Origin of the sequence: Rhizobium sp. 18065 (assembly GCF_902706095.1) — a bacterium.
Taxonomy (GTDB): Bacteria; Pseudomonadota; Alphaproteobacteria; order Rhizobiales; family Rhizobiaceae; genus Allorhizobium.
Genome location: NZ_CACSJP010000011.1, coordinates 66,161 through 82,634, shown reverse-complemented (window position 1 = coordinate 82,634; position 16,474 = coordinate 66,161). Strand labels below are relative to the sequence as shown.

15 protein-coding genes are annotated in these 16,474 nt (G+C 56.2%); 8 read left to right on the top strand and 7 right to left on the bottom strand.

Translation table 11 applies throughout. The features are described 5' to 3' along the window. Positions 1–111 precede the first annotated feature (111 nt). The 3 genes from GVK95_RS21195 (at position 112) to GVK95_RS21185 (ending at position 4,316) form a co-directional block, all read left to right on the top strand. Complete coding sequence (locus GVK95_RS21195; protein ID WP_159952675.1) at positions 112–1,686, top strand: globin-coupled sensor protein; 1,575 nt, start codon at positions 112–114, stop codon at positions 1,684–1,686. A gap of 62 nt (positions 1,687–1,748) precedes the next feature. After that, on the top strand, positions 1,749–2,090 hold the full coding sequence (locus GVK95_RS21190; protein WP_159952674.1) for a hypothetical protein: 342 nt from the start codon (positions 1,749–1,751) through the stop codon (positions 2,088–2,090). Between the two features lie 351 nt (positions 2,091–2,441). Continuing rightward, on the top strand, positions 2,442–4,316 hold the full coding sequence (locus GVK95_RS21185) for a methyl-accepting chemotaxis protein (protein ID WP_159952673.1): 1,875 nt from the start codon (positions 2,442–2,444) through the stop codon (positions 4,314–4,316). Positions 4,317–4,363: 47 nt separating this feature from the next. Here the strand turns inward: GVK95_RS21185 and GVK95_RS21180 are convergent, their stop codons facing one another. Then, a complete protein-coding gene (locus tag GVK95_RS21180; RefSeq protein WP_200844351.1) occupies positions 4,364–4,666 on the bottom strand; it encodes a hypothetical protein in 303 nt (100 codons plus the stop codon). Between the two features lie 91 nt (positions 4,667–4,757). On the opposite strand from GVK95_RS21180, the gene GVK95_RS21175 reads away from it, so the two are divergent. Continuing rightward, entirely contained in the window at positions 4,758–5,717 is a 960-nt protein-coding gene (locus tag GVK95_RS21175; protein WP_159952672.1) for a LysR family transcriptional regulator, read from the top strand. Here the strand turns inward: GVK95_RS21175 and GVK95_RS21170 are convergent. Then, entirely contained in the window at positions 5,714–6,838 is a 1,125-nt protein-coding gene (locus GVK95_RS21170) for a GGDEF domain-containing protein (protein ID WP_159952671.1), read from the bottom strand. The two genes, GVK95_RS21175 and GVK95_RS21170, sit on opposite strands and share 4 nt — an antisense overlap. Before the next feature lie 330 nt (positions 6,839–7,168). Between GVK95_RS21170 and GVK95_RS21165 the strand changes: the two genes are divergently transcribed. Together GVK95_RS21165 and GVK95_RS21160 are read left to right on the top strand one after the other, a co-directional pair. After that, the gene (locus tag GVK95_RS21165) at positions 7,169–7,543 is read left to right on the top strand and encodes a helix-turn-helix transcriptional regulator (protein ID WP_159952670.1); all 375 of its coding nucleotides are present in this window, start codon (positions 7,169–7,171) and stop codon (positions 7,541–7,543) included. Then, entirely contained in the window at positions 7,540–8,856 is a 1,317-nt protein-coding gene (locus tag GVK95_RS21160) for a type II toxin-antitoxin system HipA family toxin (protein ID WP_159952669.1), read from the top strand. Before GVK95_RS21165 ends, GVK95_RS21160 begins: the two co-directional genes overlap by 4 nt. A 162-nt stretch (positions 8,857–9,018) precedes the next feature. Here the strand turns inward: GVK95_RS21160 and GVK95_RS21155 are convergent, their stop codons facing one another. Continuing rightward, the gene (locus tag GVK95_RS21155; protein ID WP_159952668.1) at positions 9,019–9,303 is read right to left on the bottom strand and encodes a hypothetical protein; all 285 of its coding nucleotides are present in this window, start codon (positions 9,301–9,303) and stop codon (positions 9,019–9,021) included. Between the two features lie 306 nt (positions 9,304–9,609). Continuing rightward, positions 9,610–10,290, bottom strand: a complete 681-nt coding sequence (locus GVK95_RS21150; RefSeq protein ID WP_159952667.1) for a CBS domain-containing protein — start codon at positions 10,288–10,290, stop codon at positions 9,610–9,612. Between the two features lie 756 nt (positions 10,291–11,046). Between GVK95_RS21150 and GVK95_RS21145 the strand changes: the two genes are divergently transcribed. Then, positions 11,047–13,473: an EAL domain-containing protein gene (locus GVK95_RS21145; protein WP_159952666.1), complete on the top strand. Its 2,427-nt coding sequence runs from the start codon at positions 11,047–11,049 to the stop codon at positions 13,471–13,473. Positions 13,474–13,676: 203 nt separating this feature from the next. On the opposite strand, the gene GVK95_RS21140 is transcribed toward GVK95_RS21145, so the two are convergent. Beyond that, a complete protein-coding gene (locus GVK95_RS21140) occupies positions 13,677–13,880 on the bottom strand; it encodes a helix-turn-helix transcriptional regulator (protein WP_159952665.1) in 204 nt (67 codons plus the stop codon). A 106-nt stretch (positions 13,881–13,986) separates the two neighbouring features. On the opposite strand from GVK95_RS21140, the gene GVK95_RS21135 reads away from it, so the two are divergent. Beyond that, complete coding sequence (locus tag GVK95_RS21135; protein WP_159952664.1) at positions 13,987–14,394, top strand: helix-turn-helix transcriptional regulator; 408 nt, start codon at positions 13,987–13,989, stop codon at positions 14,392–14,394. Between the two features lie 48 nt (positions 14,395–14,442). On the opposite strand, the gene GVK95_RS21130 is transcribed toward GVK95_RS21135, so the two are convergent. Together GVK95_RS21130 and GVK95_RS21125 are read right to left on the bottom strand one after the other, a co-directional pair. Beyond that, positions 14,443–15,183, bottom strand: coding sequence for a YoaK family protein (locus GVK95_RS21130; RefSeq protein WP_244618850.1), 741 nt, complete (start codon positions 15,181–15,183; stop codon positions 14,443–14,445). Next, positions 15,180–16,442, bottom strand: a complete 1,263-nt coding sequence (locus GVK95_RS21125) for a GGDEF domain-containing protein (protein ID WP_159952663.1) — start codon at positions 16,440–16,442, stop codon at positions 15,180–15,182. The genes GVK95_RS21130 and GVK95_RS21125 overlap by 4 nt, the downstream gene beginning before the upstream one ends. Positions 16,443–16,474 lie beyond the last annotated feature (32 nt).

Here is a 16,474-nt window from a genome sequence, read left to right as displayed (position 1 = left end):
GTACGAAATCGCCCACGGACGCGTTCGAGTCATGCTTGATAGGCACGCGCGCAATCTTAGCTTCCTATCAAGCATACCGCGGGACGAGCGATCCCGCTTTAAGGCAACTCGATGTCGAACCATAGCGCACAGCGGCAACTGAATGAACGCCTCGATTTTGTTGGCCTCGATGTGGACCAACGGCGTTCGCTAGCCGCCCTCTCACCGACGATCGGCGGGTCGCTGGATGGCGCCCTCGACACATTTTACAAGAAGGCGCGTGTCCATCCCGATACCGCACATTTTTTCGCCAACGAGGCCCATATCCAGCATGCCAAGAGCCGGCAGATCGATCACTGGAAAAGGATTGCCGCTGCAACCTTCGACGACAGCTATGTCGAGGCGGTTTCCACCGTCGGCCGCACCCATGCCAGGCTGGGACTTGAACCACGTTGGTATATTGGCGGCTATGCACTCATCCTCGAATCCATCGTGCGATCCGTGGTCGATCAGGAACTCTCGGGTCTGTTGCACCGACGCAAAGCCAAGAAGCTCGGCGATGACATTTCTTCAGTCGTCAAGGCGGCGCTGGTCGACATGGACTACGCGATCTCCGTCTATCTCGATGTGCTCGATACCCAGCGCAAGCAAGCCGAAGAAACCCAGAAACATCTCAAGGAAGAGCAGGACAATGTCATTTCCGCGCTCGACAGCGCACTCAACGCGCTGGCGGCAGGCGACCTGACCGCTCCGCTACGCCAGGACATGTCGTCCGACTTCCAGAGCCTTAAGAACAATTACAACACTTCGATCGGCAGCCTTGGCGCCGCGCTGGCACAGATCAGTGATTCCGTCGAAACGGTCTCGATGCAGTCGAATGAAATCTCTTCCGCGACGGACGACATGGCCAAGCGAACAGAAACACAGGCATCAGCGCTTGAGGAGACCGCAGCTGCACTTGAGCAGATTGCGACGATTTCGCGGCTGGCTCAGTCACGCACCGACGACATCCAGAAGGTTGTCCTGCAGTCGGCCACCGAAGCTGCCCAGTCCGGCGTCATCGTGGAGGAAGCCGTCAAGGCGATGAGCGAGATCGAAGGATCTTCCCAACGCATGACGCAGATCATCGGTACGATCGACGAGATCGCCTTCCAGACCAATCTGTTGGCGCTGAACGCGGGGGTCGAAGCAGCGCGCGCAGGTGATCAAGGAAAGGGTTTTGCAGTTGTCGCCCAGGAGGTTCGCGAATTGGCGCAACGCTCGGCGGTGGCTGCCAAGGAAATAAGGGAGTTGATCGGCAAGTCTTCGACCGACGTTTCCCGCGGCGTTGCACTGGTCAACGATACCGGAAAAATCCTTCGCACCATCGGCGGGCAGGTCCAGACAATCCACGAGCACATGAGCACGATTGTGCAGTCGGCGAAGGAACAGGCTTCCGGGATCGCCGAGATCAATACGGCTGTCAGCAATATGGACCTGATCACGCAGCAAAATGCCGCGATGGTCGAGGAAACGTCCGCCGCAACCATGAAGATGTCGGCTGAAGCTGTGCGTCTTGGTCAACTTGTCTCAGGTTTCAAGGTTGACAATACCCGCCGGCCCGAAAAACCAACTGACGTTCAACGCTCACCAGCGCGCCGGTTGATGGCCACTGTCGCAAAACAGTTCGGTGCGGCACGCGCGGTCGACAACTGGCAGGAATTCTGAGCGCGCTTTAGGTTGTCAAAATTTCCTGCATGTGTGACGCAACGATCTGCCGAGGAACGGAAATGGACGAGAATCTAGTCGCAGTCGTGGATCGATTGGTCGTCCGCAACCACGTCATGGGTAATCAGATTCTCGCATTGCAGGCGGTATGCGCCGCCGCATTCGCCGAGATTTGTCTTCTTCAGCGAGATCCCCGACTGGCGGCGCTGCGCACAAGCGCGATGCTGGGAGGAACTGCTCAAGCTATCGCGGACGGCTTCTCTTCGATGCCGTCGGTCGGTGATTTCGATACGTCCGAAATAACCCAGATGTTGGAGAAGATTGCGGACATTTCGGAAAAGACGGTGCTGGATCGCGACATCAACCGACACCTAAGCTCTGGCGCCGACACCAACGTCAGCTAACCACTGATCATTTTTCCTTGGATGCCTATAGAAGGGAATTAGGCTCTTGCCTCTTCCCCCGAGCGCTCACGCTTGTGCGGCTTGGGACCAACGGCTTTCCAAACGCCGAACTTCCAGAGAATGCGCTTTGTTTCGGCATCTGCCTGAAATATAGACCATTTTGGTCGGGGCTAGCCGGTGTATTTATCAGTTTTTAATCTTTCTATCCTATTTTTCGGAACATGACTTCCAGGCCGATATCTGGCTTTTCGGTCATCCCCACGTTGAACTTCAACGCGCTGGTCGGGTCGCCGCGCCGCGTCGCTTTGTCGTTTCGTTCCGCTTTATTTCCGCATGGCCTTGGAGCTTTGAATGTCGCTTTTCGGTATCGCTACCCGCCTTTATCTGCTTATAGGTTTGTCGCTCCTCCTGGTCGCGGGTGTGATGATCTTCACGTTGCGCGACACGGCGTCCGGCCTGGAAGATGAGCGGAGGTCTCTTTTGCTGACCGTCGATGAAGTCGCGCTGTCGCTCATTGAACAAAAATATTCCCTGGAGACTTCCGGCGCATTATCGCGCGCAGAGGCTCAGCGCAGCGCTCTCGATGAACTCGGAAAGATCAGATATGGCGAAAGTGGGTATCTGTGGGTCAACGATCTCAAGCAGGTCGTCCTCATGCATCCGATCAAGCCGGAGCTCAACGGCCAGGACGTCACAGACATGAAGGATCCGAATGGCAAGGCACTCTTTGTCGAGTTCGTGAAGACCGCCCAGGCGAAGCGTTCCGGATTCGTCGACTATATCTGGCCGAAACCGGGCGTGAAGGAACCGGTTCGCAAGCTCTCGCATGTCGCCTTGTTCGAACCTTGGGGCTGGGTGGTTGGAAACGGCGTCTACCTCGATGATCTCGATGCAAAATTCTGGCAGACGGCACGCAGCGCCATGATAATCGCGATTGTCGGGGCGATCGTGATGCTGGCCGGTGCATTTACGATCATTCGCTCGGTAATTCGCCCGCTGGCGCGGCTTCGCGAAGCGATGAACCGTATCGCCGCCGAAGATTTTGCCGGTAAAATCCCCGACGTCGACCGGCGAGACGAGGTCGGGCAGATGGCGAGAACACTCGGTGCGCTGCGCGACTCCGTCAATGACAGGGTGCAATTGCGGCTCGCAGAAACGGATGCGCAACGCGCTCTTCTGGACCAGGAACGAGCCGAGGCCGAGCGCCTCCAGGCAATTCATGCCGGCAATCTCGATCTCGTCGTCTCGGAACTGGGGGCGGGCCTTGCCAGGCTTGCTGAATGCAACATTCGCCTGACGCTGGATGAGCCCTTCCCAGGCGATTTCGAACGCTTGCGGCTGGATTTCAACAACTCCATTGCGACTTTCCAAGCGACTCTGGAGCAGGTGCTGGCGCAAACCGGTGCACTTCAGGCGAATGGCCAGGAGATGCATACCGCAGCGGACAATCTGGCGAAGCGCACGGAACAGCAGGCGGCCGCGCTTGAGCAGACATCTGCTGCCCTCGAGCAGGTGACGGCGACGGTCAAGGCGTCGTCGGAGCGCACCCAGGAAACGCGGCGCCTGGTAATCGACGCGAAGAAATGTGCGGTCGCATCGGGAGACGTCGTGCGTGAAACAGTCGATGCCATGCGTCGCATCGAGACAGCGTCGGAGGAAATCAATCAAATCATCGGCGCCATCGACGAGATCGCCTTCCAGACCAACCTGCTGGCGCTGAACGCAGGCGTCGAGGCCGCCCGCGCTGGCGAAGCCGGCAAGGGGTTTGCCGTCGTCGCCCAGGAGGTTCGCGAACTTGCGCAACGGTCGGCCCGTGCTGCCAAGGAGATCAAGTCGCTGATATCGAACTCAGTGGTCGCGGTGTCGGCCGGAGTTCGGCTCGTTGGCGAGACGGGGGCATCGCTGGATCAGATCGAAGGCTTCGTGGCTGCGATCGACAGCAATGTCGATGCGATCGCCACCGCTGCTGCTGAGCAGTCGGTCGGATTGCAGCAGATCAGTGCTGCCGTAAATGATATTGACCAGATGACACAGCAGAATGCTTCGATGGTTCAGGAAACGACAGCTATAAGCTTCACATTGTCGGAAGGCGCTAATCTTCTTGCTGCGCTTGTCGGTCGCTTCAAGCTCAACCGCCGCGCCGCCCGCCGTGAACCGGGGTCGGACGCGGACCTGGCCGGAAGCAACCGCGGCAGGGCGGGACACGATGTCGCACGCGCGGCGTAGCTGCAAGACTAAGGGTTGAGAGTGGAAAACAGGCGAAAATCTTCGGACTATTCGCCTGTGGCCATGAGTTCGGGATGATTGCTGGACATGGGCGTGCCCGCGAAAAGCATCGAGCAATCAGGGTCAGGAACATCGATGCAGCGTCCGCGCAATTGCAGATATTGGGCGATGTCCAGGAGCAAATGGCTACGATCGCCAAAGCGTTCGATAACCTCGTTGACGTTTCGCCTGACTTCATCGGAAACGTCTTCGTCGTCCCCCAGGCAGTAATGCGCCGAACCGATTGCACAAATATTACTACCTGCCGCAATGATCGCCGCAACAAACTCCGGTATTTCGTGTCGTTTCATCCTGCTATGGTCCCGAATATGCCCCTTCGGTGATCTTGCCGATTCGATGTACTCGATGAAATGAAATGATTTTCGAGGGCCTATGCAGAAAATGAATAATAGGAATGAATTGGGTCTGCTGGCTGTTTTCGAAGCCGTTGCCGAAACGCGGTCGATCACCCGCGCAGCGGAACGCCTGGCGCTTAGCCAGCCCGCTGTCAGCCACGCTTTGAACCGCCTGAGAGACCGTATCGGAGATCCGCTTTTTTTGCGCGGTCGGAACGGTTTGCTGCCGACGCCGAGAGCGGTTGCAATGATGGAACCGGTTAGAGATATCCTTCGGGCTGCCGATACGATCTTTGCCGACGGCAGCTACAATCCGCTCGAGGATCCCAGGACATTTCGGTTGGCCGCGAGCGAATATTCCATCGCTACCCTTATTCCGCGTATCATTCCCATGCTCCGCAACCGCGCGCCAAAGGCGATTCTCGAGGTGATGCCCTTTGGCGGCACGACTTTGGGCGAGATGGAGACCGGTGCGGTCGATTGTAGCTTCTGGGGAAGTGCCGTGCCGCCGGCTCCTTGGCAGACGCGGTCGCTGTTTCGCGAGCAACTGATCGGCGTCGTTGGAGAAACGCATCCCTTGGCGGATAAGGCGCGGCGGGGTCAGGTCACATTGGACGATTACCTTGCTTATCCGCATATCGTCGTTTCGATGAAAGAACCGGGCCGCAGTCAGATCGACGTGGCGCTCGAAGAAATCGGGCGGACACGCAATGTGACGGTATCGACCCACAGCTTCTCGGCCAACATCGCCTCTTTGCTTGCCAGCGACCTGATCAGCTCGCTGCCCTCAAGGCTTGTCAGCAACGCCCGTGATCGCGGGCTGGTGGGTTTCGAACTGCCTTTGGCGGTGCCGCGCTTTTCCTATTGCCTGGCATGGCACAGGCGAACCGAAGCGGATCCGGCACTGATCTGGTTTCGTGGAATGATATTCGAGCTTGCCCAGGAAACAGCGGTGGATTCCGTGGCTCGCCTCTTCGAACAGGGCAAAATGTCGTCAGACGCCTAGGCGATGTTTGCGATGGCGGTTTGGTCGTCTTTTCCCGCTCCAGCCGCCGGAGCAAGTTTGTAACAGTCGCGCCCGTTCATCTTGGCCTCGTAAAGCGCAAGGTCCGCGCGTCGCATCGTGTCCTCGAGCGTTTCGCTATGCCCTGTCTGAGCGATTCCGAAGCTGGCGCTGATCGATGTTGCTTCCGGGACGAGACGATAGCTTTGTTGGGTGAGGGCCGAGCGTAGCGTCTTGACCAGCAATATCGCCTGGAGTTCGTCGCAAGGGCTCAACAGCATGGCAAATTCTTCGCCGCCGATACGGCCGCAAATGCCCTTTTCCCCGCATAACTGTCTCGACAACGATCCGAAGGTCGCGATCACTTCATCGCCGGCAGCATGCCCAAAACGATCGTTGATCGACTTGAAGTGATCCAGATCCGCCATGATCACACACTGCGGGATGCCAGGCAGTGCGCAAGCGAGTATTGTACGTCCCTGGCTCAGAAAGCCCTTGCGATTGAGGGTGTCCGACAGCGAATCCTGCTGCGCGTCGATGCAAGCGTCTGCCATCAATTCCGTCACGATGACCCCGAATATCGTCAGTCCCAGCAGGAGCGACAGGATGGCGCCTGCCGTCTGGGAGTAGTAGGCATAGGTGCTGACGATATAGGAGCGCACGCCCGCGCCCGTGCTGATCTGGTAGGCCAAGGCGGCTTTCATCGCAAATTGCGTGCTCGACAGCCCAAGGATCGTTGCGAGCAAGAGGTCGGCGGTCCGACGACGTCGTCTCGACCATATCGCTGCTGCTGCCAATGCGGTCATGATGACCGAAGGTGCCTGATAACCGATAGCGTGCAGGAGGGAGTCGCGAGGCAGGTCATAAAGAACAAGGGGCTGCAGCGCGACAAACAGGATGAGCGGCAGGACGAGCATTTCGGCACGGGCGCGCTGTTGGTAGTGACGAACCGTGCCGATGGTAATCGTGGTCAAGGCTGACTGGAAGAATGCAAATGACAGGAACGTCGTGGCCCGGTCCCAGGGAATGAGCCATGCGAATCCCTCCACCGTTACGGTCACCGATGCGCACAGGAAGCCTGCGGAGCACCAATGGGCCAGGTCTTTCGAGGAACGACCGCTCATCGACTGAAATGCAATTGCAAACGCAACGCCAATCGAAAAGTTCACCATGAGCAGAAACGTCGCTCCGGTCATGGAACTGCGCAGCTTTTTATCGTCATCCCTTTTCCATTTCCGCTGAATCGCTCGACAAGGCGGCGTCCTGCCCCAATTTTAGGACCGAAAGGTTTCTAAACCGTTGCGCCGCAATTTCGCATTTTTAAGATCGTTGATTTGATCATTATGGCGCAAATGCGATTTAAAGATAATAATTGTAATCATAATAAATATCTGGACTTTAAGATATGAAATGCGATCCTTATGGCGCACAGAGGGCTTAAGGATAATATTTATATGCATAGTGACCATGTCCAAAGCAAGCCGCTTAAGGTCGTTCTGGATACTTTGGGGATGCGGCTGGAGCAGTACCGGATCTCCCGCAACCTGAAGCAGGAAGATGTCGCAAAGCTTGCGGGCCTCTCGCGCATGACCGTAAGCAAGCTCGAAAGCGGCAAAGGTGCGACGCTCGATACCTTGGTGCGCGTTCTGCGCGCCTACGGTCTGGAGGAGCGCATCTTCAATGTCGTTCCCGATGCAAGCTTGAGTCCGCTTGACGCGAGATCGGCGGAGGGAAAACCGCGCCAGAGAGTGCGCAGTACGGAAGAGGAAGGGGAGGCTGACGAGCCTTGGTCCTGGGGTGACGACACCTTCCGAGGCCAGGAACGATGAAACGTGCTCAAGTCAAATTATGGGGCAGCAACATCGGTGCCGTCGTCTGGGACGAAACACGCAGTCTCGGCGTGTTCGAATATGCGCGCAACTTCCTCCGATCCGGTATCGAGGTTGCTCCACTTGCGATGCCGTTAAGGTCAGGTGTTTTCGACTTTCCCGAGCTTGCCTGGCGAACTTTCAAGGGCTTGCCAGGCCTGTTGTCCGACAGTCTGCCTGACAAGTTCGGCAACTTGCTGATCAACCGCTGGCTGGCGCAGCAGGGGCGGCCCGCCGACAGTATGAACCCGGTCGAAAGGCTCTGCTACACTGGAAGCCGCGGCATGGGGGCGTTGGAATTTGAACCATCCGCCGCAGGTCTTGGTCCGGCTGGCGCCCAACTCGACATCGCCGCAATGGTCGATCTCGCTTCGGCGGTCGTCAGCGATCGATTGAAGTTGTCGGGGGTCCTGGCTGGAGAGGACGATGCCGAGGCGCTGCGCGAAATCTTGCGCATTGGCACATCCGCTGGCGGTGCGCGCGCAAAAGCGGTGCTTGCCTGGAATCCGCAAACGGGAGAATTTCGCTCCGGCCAGACGATGCCCGGATCGGGGTTTGAACATTGGCTGATGAAGTTTGACGGTGTTGCCGGAAATTCCGACAAGGAACTGGCAGATCCCAACGGCTTCGGCCGGCTCGAATATGCCTGCTATCTGCTGGCGCAGGACGCTGGCGTGACAATGGCGCCGTGCCGGCTACATGAGGAAGGCGGTCGAGCCCATTTCATGACCAAAAGATTTGATCGAACCGGCCGCGGCGACAAGCTTCACATGTTGTCGCTCGGCGCGATGCGTCATTTCGACTTCAATATCCCGCGCGCCTATTCTTATGAACAGGCGATAGAAACCATGAGGCTGCTAGGTTTCGACCAATCGGCGCTCGAACAGCAGGTCCGACGAGCCTTTCTCAATATCGTGATCCGCAACCAGGATGACCACGTGAAGAATATCGCCTTTCTGATGGATCGCTCCGGGCGCTGGTCGCTCTCACCAGCCTTTGACGTTGCCTATGCCTATAATCCTGAAGGGGAATGGACGAGCCAGCACCAGATGTCACTCAACGGCAAGACGACCGGTTTCGGGAAAGCGGATCTGGTCGCCTTCGGACAATTTGCCGATCTCAAGAAAAGCCGCATCAACTCCATCTTGGAGGATGTCATCGTCGCTGCCAAGAATTGGCAAGCCTATGCCGAAATCGCGCGCGTCCCAGAAACGTTGGCGCAAGGCGCAATGCGCGGTTTCCGCCTGGAATTCCCCTCGGTTCAGACAGTTTAGTGAGCTGAAAAGCGACCACATCTTGAAGCCAAGGCCGCTCTTGCGACTCATGATAGATCAAGGCTCGGATCCTCGCAATGGAACAAATGCACGCGCGATGTCCGATTGAGCCGCGAAGCGGCCCAGCCCAGCATGCCTTGCATCTCGCGCGAATGACGCCGCTCAGATCGGGTGGAAGGCAGCATGCCAGATTCGGACATCCTCCGACGTCACGCAGACGTGCCCACTGGCATTGAGCACGTTCTGATCGAACTTTGCACTGGCGATCCGGCTGAAGACCTCGATGTATTCCTGCAGCCTGAACTCATCGACGCGCGCCGGCTCGGCAACGACCTCAAGCGCATCGCGCGTAATGATCACGATCTGGTCTCCGATGCCCGAATCCATTACCAGCCGGCCCTCGTCTCCCGACGACATCAAGAATCCAGATTTCAGTTTCAGCGGCATGGCATCCTCCTCTGTTTCCCATAGAATAGTGGCTTGGAAGATATCCGCAGTGACGCAGATCAACATTGCCGTTGATATCAGCCTCTGCGTGTGCGGGGTCGTAGCGACAGCCGTCAGACGGAACGCCGCGTGGCAGGATAAAAGGCACATCGCGACGTGTTCAGGTCGGTCGCCGCCCGCCCATCATGCAGGGGGTGGGTAGCTCCGGGACTCGGACCGATAGCAGCCGACAACTGCATTTGCTCGGTTCCCAGATATCTTTTTATGGTTGTCTATTCGCGATCTGCTGTCCCGGTGCCGATCAGATCAAAATCCCGGTGGCGAGACCGGCATTTCCGGGAATCCGACTATGAGAATCCGATCCATAACCTTTGTGACGCCAATGGTATTCTCGGCCGCGACCCGCGCAGCATTTTTTTCCCGTGCATCCAATACTCTGCCTTCCAGCGTGACAACAGTAGCATCGACACTCACGGTGATAGTGTCGCCCCAGCGTTGTCTGGCGAGTTCAGCCTCAAGTCCGCCTTTAATGTCCGCGTCGATCCTGTTCATCGCCGTTGCAGCCATCTGCTTGATCAAGGTGCGCATGATGTCGGAGCGCGTGACGATGCCGACAATCCTGTCATTCTCGACGACGGGCAAGCGCTTTATGCCGCTATCGGCCATCAGGGCAGCCGCAGCCTTCACCGTCATTCCTGGCTCTACGACTACCGCCGGCGAGGTCATGACCTCGCCAACCTCTTTGCCAAAAGCTTTTGCGTAATCCTCGGCCAAAGCACCGCGTGACGAAAACAGAGTACGCCAGAACGCTTGCGCAGTTTCCGTCCTTAATTCACCGCGCCGCAGGAAATCGCTTTCGCTGATCACTCCGACCACGTGTTCGTGATCATCGACCACCGGCAACCCGCTGAACCCGCAATCCAACATAACGTTGGCCGCTTCCCAGATTTTTGCACTTGGCCCGACTGCAATCGGGTCTGAACTCATAATGGTTCGCACTGTTAGCATGGTCTGACCTCTCTTTTTATGTCGAGAGTAAGTCCGCTCGCCAGAACTGTCCTTGACGCCGGTCAACGTCCTTCTACCGCTGCAACGAACGACGGACCCCGACAGCAAAGAGGAGAGCGGGCTGGCAGAGATCGCCGCCAATCACCGGAATTACGGCCCGGAGAGGAGCGTCATATAGCGACGATCACCGTTTCAAGGACCTTCCCGTTCCAAAGCTTTCTCGCCGACCGCAATGGTTATCTCTCGAGACACCCGACCATGATTTGCAGCCTGGCAAAGTCAACACAAGCACGCTGTCGGGATTGCCCTTGACCACCATTGGAGGCAGAGGCGCTGGAACCGCGTGTAGCTTGCGGTGCCGGCCATCTCGGCGACATCATGTGCGAGATCGGGAGAGCGACTGGCAGAATATCCTATGAACATCGTTATGTAGTTATCCACGGGGTGGAGGAATGTAAATATAGCCATGTTTTAATTTAGAAAATATTCTGCATTGTTCCGCGTATTCTTTTTGATTTTTGTCAAATTATCTCCTGATGCGACAAGGATCTGAGTATACAGTTCGACTATACGATTTTAGTTTTGACTAACCATTTGCGAGAGCACTTTTGCAAGAGATTTCGCATATATCGGAAACCAGTACGATAGAGTCTGATGACTTCATTTCCTCGCCTGAAGGTCGTCAGGCTCCCTCAAACGGCCATCCGCCGGTCCTGAACCCTTGGAAATTCTCGAATGCATATCAAAGATCCTGCGAACAAATTCTCCTCCGCCGAGCTGAGCGCCAGTCTTGGAGAAGGGGAGGAGGCAAAGCCGCTTGTGGCGATCTGCCGTGAACGTCAACTTGAGAACTACATCAAGATCAGCCCTCTGCCAGCGGCGGCGACCTTCTCGCTCTCGGGTCTGGTTGTGTTCCTGAACTGGCCGATCGTCGACAATCTCCTTGTGATGGTATGCCTGTTCATTCTGGTCAGTGCGACCAGCGTCAATTTGACGATATTCATGTTGCACAGAACAGGGCGATATCCGGTGCGCTATTCGAGCCGAATGATCGCGACCGTCGCCATTGAAATCGGTCTGTGCTCGATTGCCTATGGTCTTCTCTCGATGGATCTTTTCGACACGGTCGATGGTGCGGGCCGGGCAATCATACTGGGATGCTTTGCCGCGTCCGTCGCTTGCGGCGCCTGGCTGTTTTCGGCAATCCCGATCGTGGCGATGCTGTGGGTCTTTCCATTCAGCGCTATGGTGCTTTTATCACTAGCGACTCAGCATTTCGCACAATATTGGGTGATGTTGCCGCTGGTTGCGGCCTTCGTCGGCTTTCTGACGACGGCTATTCTGGTCAATGCCCGCCATTTCGCGGCAGGTGTCCATGCGGAGATAGAGATCGACAAGCAACGGCAAATTCTCGGACTTCTTCTCGACGATTTTGAAAAAAATTCTTCCGATTGGCTGTTCGAGATCGATGCGAAAGGACGCATATTGCGCGTATCTCCCCGGCTTTTGGAAATCGTCGGAAAATCGCACAAACAGCTCAAGGGCGAAACGCTCTTGGCAGCGCTTTGCGGTGGCAATAGCCTGATCACACAGGAATGCTATGATCAGCGGTCACGATTCGATCAGATACTGAACGCGGGTCAGGTTTTTTCAGATTTCGTCATATCGTCGAAACATGGCGAGGAGATTCGTTGGTGGTCTCTCAAAGCCAAGCCGTTGCTGGACAAGAATGGCTTTATCGCCAGTTGGCGCGGTCTCGGCACAGATATAACCGAAGCTCGCACTCATGACCTCGAGATGACGCGACTTGGCAATGTCGACTCGCTTACAGGCCTTGCCAACCGATATCGTTTCCAGGCTGATCTGAAGAAGAGGTTCGCAAGAAATGACGGGACCGCGCCTCTGAGCACGCTCTTTCTATTCGATCTCGACAATTTCAAGGGCATCAACGATACGCTCGGGCATGTTGCCGGTGACGCCGTGCTTCAGATGGTTGCCCAACGTCTGAGCCTTGTCACGCAGGGTCAAGGCCTGCTGGCCCGTTTGGGTGGCGACGAATTCGCCTGGCTGGTCCATGACCATGTGGATGCCGTTGCAATACAAGAGTTCGGCGATCGCTGCCGCGCTGCGTTGGCGGCACCTTGGACATATGAAGGCAACGTGCTGCAAATCTATGCGAGTATCGGTGTCGGGTTCTCGCCAACTGACGCTGATACTGATCAGGGATTGATGCAGGTCTGCGATATGGCGCTTTATGCGGCCAAGGAAGCCGGACGCAACACGATTCGTTGCTATCAGGCCGAGATGGGCGCGCGGGCAAAATACAAGAACGACATGCTGAACGATTTGCGCATGAGCATCGGGACCGACGATTTTTTCCTCATGTACCAACCGCAAATCCGCCTGACAGACGGCAAACTCAACGGATTTGAGGCCTTGGTGCGATGGAAACGACCGGGGGCCGGGCTTGTCGGACCGGTCGAATTCATTTCGCTCGCCGAGGAAAGCGGGTTGATCGTTCCGCTCGGCGCCTGGATCATGGAGCAGGCGTGTCGAGACGCCGTGACTTGGCCACAGCACCTCATGATCGGTGTAAACCTCTCGGGGGTTCAGATCGAGCGATCTGATGTCTTGTCGATGATCGACGAAACGCTTGCCGCGACCGGTGTTGCACCTTCCAGACTGGAAGTGGAATTGACTGAATCGACGATCATGCAGGACGACACAGCCATCTTGCCCTTGTTGCAGGCGTTGCGCAAACGGGAGATCAAGGTCGCCTTGGACGATTTCGGTACCGGCTATTCATCGCTGGCCTATTTGCGCAGATTTCCCTTCACCAAGCTCAAAATCGATCGCTCTTTCGTGACGCCGATCGACCATGAGCCAGATGTCGCGGCAATGTCGATCCTAAGGACAATCACCCAGCTGGCCGACGCACTTCAGCTCGAAACGACGGCGGAGGGTGTGGAAAGCTTTACCCAGCAACAGACCTTGCTCGAAATGGGTTGTCGGCTGGGCCAAGGTTATCTCTACAGCAGGCCGTTGACATATGAGGCTGCGACAATGCTCATTCAGGGTCCCGCTGCAGCCGACGTAAAACAGTCGTCTGATACCTCTTCAACGGATGCGACTTGGGAGCAATCGCGTAGTTCGGCCGCTTGAGGCTTTGTACCAGGAGACGCAGCAAACAATCGCACTCCTCAGCAACTCACAGCTGGCCAAGCCTTCGTTACAGCCGACTGCCAGCCCGCTCAACGATCTCCATGCGGGCGAGATCATCTGCCGAATTTCGATGCTCTCGCGTTCTCACGGTACATACAATCCAAAGCTGTTGGCGACGCATTCCGCACTTAACACCTTGCGACTTATGTGAGCATTTCCGGAACGGTGGCCCCAAGTACGTTGGCGATCTGGTCGACGACATCGATGGTCGGGCTATAGATGCATCGCTCGAGCGAGCTGATGTAGGTGCGATCGAGCTTCGCCAGATGAGCCAGCTCTTCCTGAGATAGCCCCTTGGCATTTCGCATCGTTTTCAGGTTTCGAGCAAATGTCTCTCTTATCGTCATGCAAGAGTAAGAGCGGCTTGTAGAGTATACTTCCACGGAGTATTCTCTACAAGCCGGAAGCAATTAATGATTGCATTCAGACGGATGAGCGGAGACGGAGGACACGTTGATCAAAAATGTAAAAAGGGCGAGCCCGATCGACATTCACGTCGGCGAAATGATCAGGTTGCGCCGCCGCGCCATCGGAATGAGCCAGGAGAGATTGGGGCAGGGTCTCGGCATCACATTTCAACAGATACAGAAATATGAAAAAGGGACCAATCGTGTCGGAGCCAGCCGGATGTTGAACCTTGCGACAATCCTCGGCGTTCCAGTGTCGTATTTTTTTCCAGTGCAGCCGGACCAACCGAATGCGCTTTCGTCCGTCCCAGCGGGCAGCGATGAGCTCGTTGGTTTTTTGACGACGATCGAGGGGCGGATGCTAAATACCGCATTTGCACGCGTCGATGGTCCGATCAAGCAAAAAATCGTGTCTCTGGTGGTGGCGATAGCGCGCGCCGGAGAAGATGCCTAGCCTCAGGCGCCTCGTACGCTACGGCTAACTGTGGCAAGGGTTGTCCGGTTATCTTGCAAGCCGTCTCAATCCGTTCGTGGCGATCGCGACCAAAATGATAGAGACGACCGCAAACAGCAACGCTCCGATGTGACGGTAGACCACGACGCCCAAAATACCGCCTGCAAGAAAGGCGATCATCGTACTGCCGTGCAGTAGGATTTTGCGGCTGTTCTTCCCGTTATCTTGATCGTGTCGACCTCTCCGTAAGCCATCCAAGGCAACCGCGATTTCCATGCCAAGATCGGTCGCCATGCCCGATACATGCGTGGTGCGCACCCGCGCCTCTGATATATGGGTCACGATGGCGTTTTGGAGTCCCATAATGAATGCAAGGCCTCCGACCAGAATTGCGACGCGCGTCTGGGTTGCCGGCATCATGTCTATCCAGGCCAAAGGCAACACCAGCATGGCCTCCAGGAGTACGAGAAAGGCGTGCGAGCCTTGGAACGTCCGGCGCTGGCAAACTCTCAGGATCAACGTGCAGGAAGCGGCGCCTAAAATGAAGGCGAGCACGATACCGAAATACAAGACGGCACCTAACCAATCGCCGATCGCGACGTGGTCCGAAAGCAACGAGACATTGCCTGTCATATTGGCCGAGAAAAATCCGACAGCATAAAACGCGGCAGCGTTCAAAGCCCCTGCGACGGCTGCGAGCGAGGTTGCCAAATGCCTGTCGGCCAATTCATCACGATTGGCTCCCTGTCGGATCAACATGACATTCTTACAGCTCCAAAGCAGTTTCAACGGGTTCCCGTTTTTACCGTTCGCGGTTTTGATGAAATCTGCGGCTTGGCTGGTAGTGCTTCGCTACCATTTTCAACTGTCTCCCTCCTCGGCGGCCAGACGCGGTCGCGGCCGGCGCGCTTTGCGTTGTAGAGCGCGTTGTCGGCCGTGGCGATAAGATCCGTCAACGACGTCGCGCGACGGTCGGCAGTCGCAATGCCGATACTTATTGTCACCAATGCGTCGCTGTTCAGACCTAGATGTGGAATGGCCTCATGAGATAGCAGCTCCCTGACCCGTTCAGCGCATACCCGTGCATCGGCTTCCACAGTATCGGGCAGAACCAATAGCAGCTCCTCGCCACCATAACGAAAGGCCATCTGATCGGGTCGCGTCGCCGCAGCTTTGACGCATTCTGAAACGCGTCTCAGGCAGACGTCACCACCGACATGGCCGTAATGGTCGTTGAAAAGTTTGAAATGGTCGATATCGATCAGTACGACGGATACGAGGTTTGGCCCCTCTTGATCGGTCCAGAGACTATTGGTGACCTCACTCAGATATCGGCGGTTTCCTAGCCCCGTCAGTCCATCTGTGCTGGCGGCTTTTTCCAGCTCCCTGTTCAGCAAGCTCGCTCTGAGCCCTTGGATGAAACCCACGCGTTCGGCCCGCTCTAGGAGGAAGGCCGCAAGCAAGAGCATCATGACAGCACTTGCGAAAGCATGCATCATGATCGCTCGACCAGCCGCTCCGATAGAGCCTGGCGCAACCCAGATGAAATTTGCCTTCAAGACAAACATCAGCAGAAGAACGACCAACGTAGTTGAAAATCTGGCCTTCATCACAACAGCTGCGAACATCATGCAGCAAAGCCCGCCTCCCAGCTGGTATATGGCGGCATCAGCATCAAAGTCTGATTGGACGAGGCGACTCGTTTCGAAAAGCACCGTCATCACAAGAATGAGACCTAACAAGATCTCCTGTAATAGCGGTGGTGCGCCTCGTTTAAGAATGGCGAGACATACCAAGCAAAATGGGGTGAAGATAGTCAGTCGCAAGACGGCATTGGCAGCAAATGTCTCAGGCGACTGAAGCCAGTCGGGTATGAGGGCAATATCATAGAGCACAATAAGTGCTGCAACACATATCATGTTGTGCTTGAGCCGCCGATCTGCCGCGGCAGCGATAAACTCCGCCTCAAGAGGGGGAGTGAAACGTAATTTCCAAAAAGGACGACGCAATTCACGCTTGTAGTGATCTTCAGAACCAGAGGTTATCATCTACGCCGCCGTTACCCAATTGCGTTTGGGCA

Bases quoted from the DNA above. Each gene is read 5' to 3' on its own strand.
- GVK95_RS21195 (WP_159952675.1), top strand. From the start codon at position 112: ATGTCGAACCATAGCGCACAGCGGCAACTGAATGAACGCCTCGATTTT.
- GVK95_RS21190 (WP_159952674.1), top strand. From the start codon at position 1,749: ATGGACGAGAATCTAGTCGCAGTCGTGGATCGATTGGTCGTCCGCAAC.
- GVK95_RS21185 (WP_159952673.1), top strand. From the start codon at position 2,442: ATGTCGCTTTTCGGTATCGCTACCCGCCTTTATCTGCTTATAGGTTTG.
- GVK95_RS21180 (WP_200844351.1), bottom strand. From the start codon at position 4,666: ATGAAACGACACGAAATACCGGAGTTTGTTGCGGCGATCATTGCGGCA.
- GVK95_RS21175 (WP_159952672.1), top strand. From the start codon at position 4,758: ATGAATAATAGGAATGAATTGGGTCTGCTGGCTGTTTTCGAAGCCGTT.
- GVK95_RS21170 (WP_159952671.1), bottom strand. From the start codon at position 6,838: ATGAGCGGTCGTTCCTCGAAAGACCTGGCCCATTGGTGCTCCGCAGGC.
- GVK95_RS21165 (WP_159952670.1), top strand. From the start codon at position 7,169: ATGCATAGTGACCATGTCCAAAGCAAGCCGCTTAAGGTCGTTCTGGAT.
- GVK95_RS21160 (WP_159952669.1), top strand. From the start codon at position 7,540: ATGAAACGTGCTCAAGTCAAATTATGGGGCAGCAACATCGGTGCCGTC.
- GVK95_RS21155 (WP_159952668.1), bottom strand. From the start codon at position 9,303: ATGCCGCTGAAACTGAAATCTGGATTCTTGATGTCGTCGGGAGACGAG.
- GVK95_RS21150 (WP_159952667.1), bottom strand. From the start codon at position 10,290: ATGAGTTCAGACCCGATTGCAGTCGGGCCAAGTGCAAAAATCTGGGAA.
- GVK95_RS21145 (WP_159952666.1), top strand. From the start codon at position 11,047: ATGCATATCAAAGATCCTGCGAACAAATTCTCCTCCGCCGAGCTGAGC.
- GVK95_RS21140 (WP_159952665.1), bottom strand. From the start codon at position 13,880: ATGACGATAAGAGAGACATTTGCTCGAAACCTGAAAACGATGCGAAAT.
- GVK95_RS21125 (WP_159952663.1), bottom strand. From the start codon at position 16,442: ATGATAACCTCTGGTTCTGAAGATCACTACAAGCGTGAATTGCGTCGT.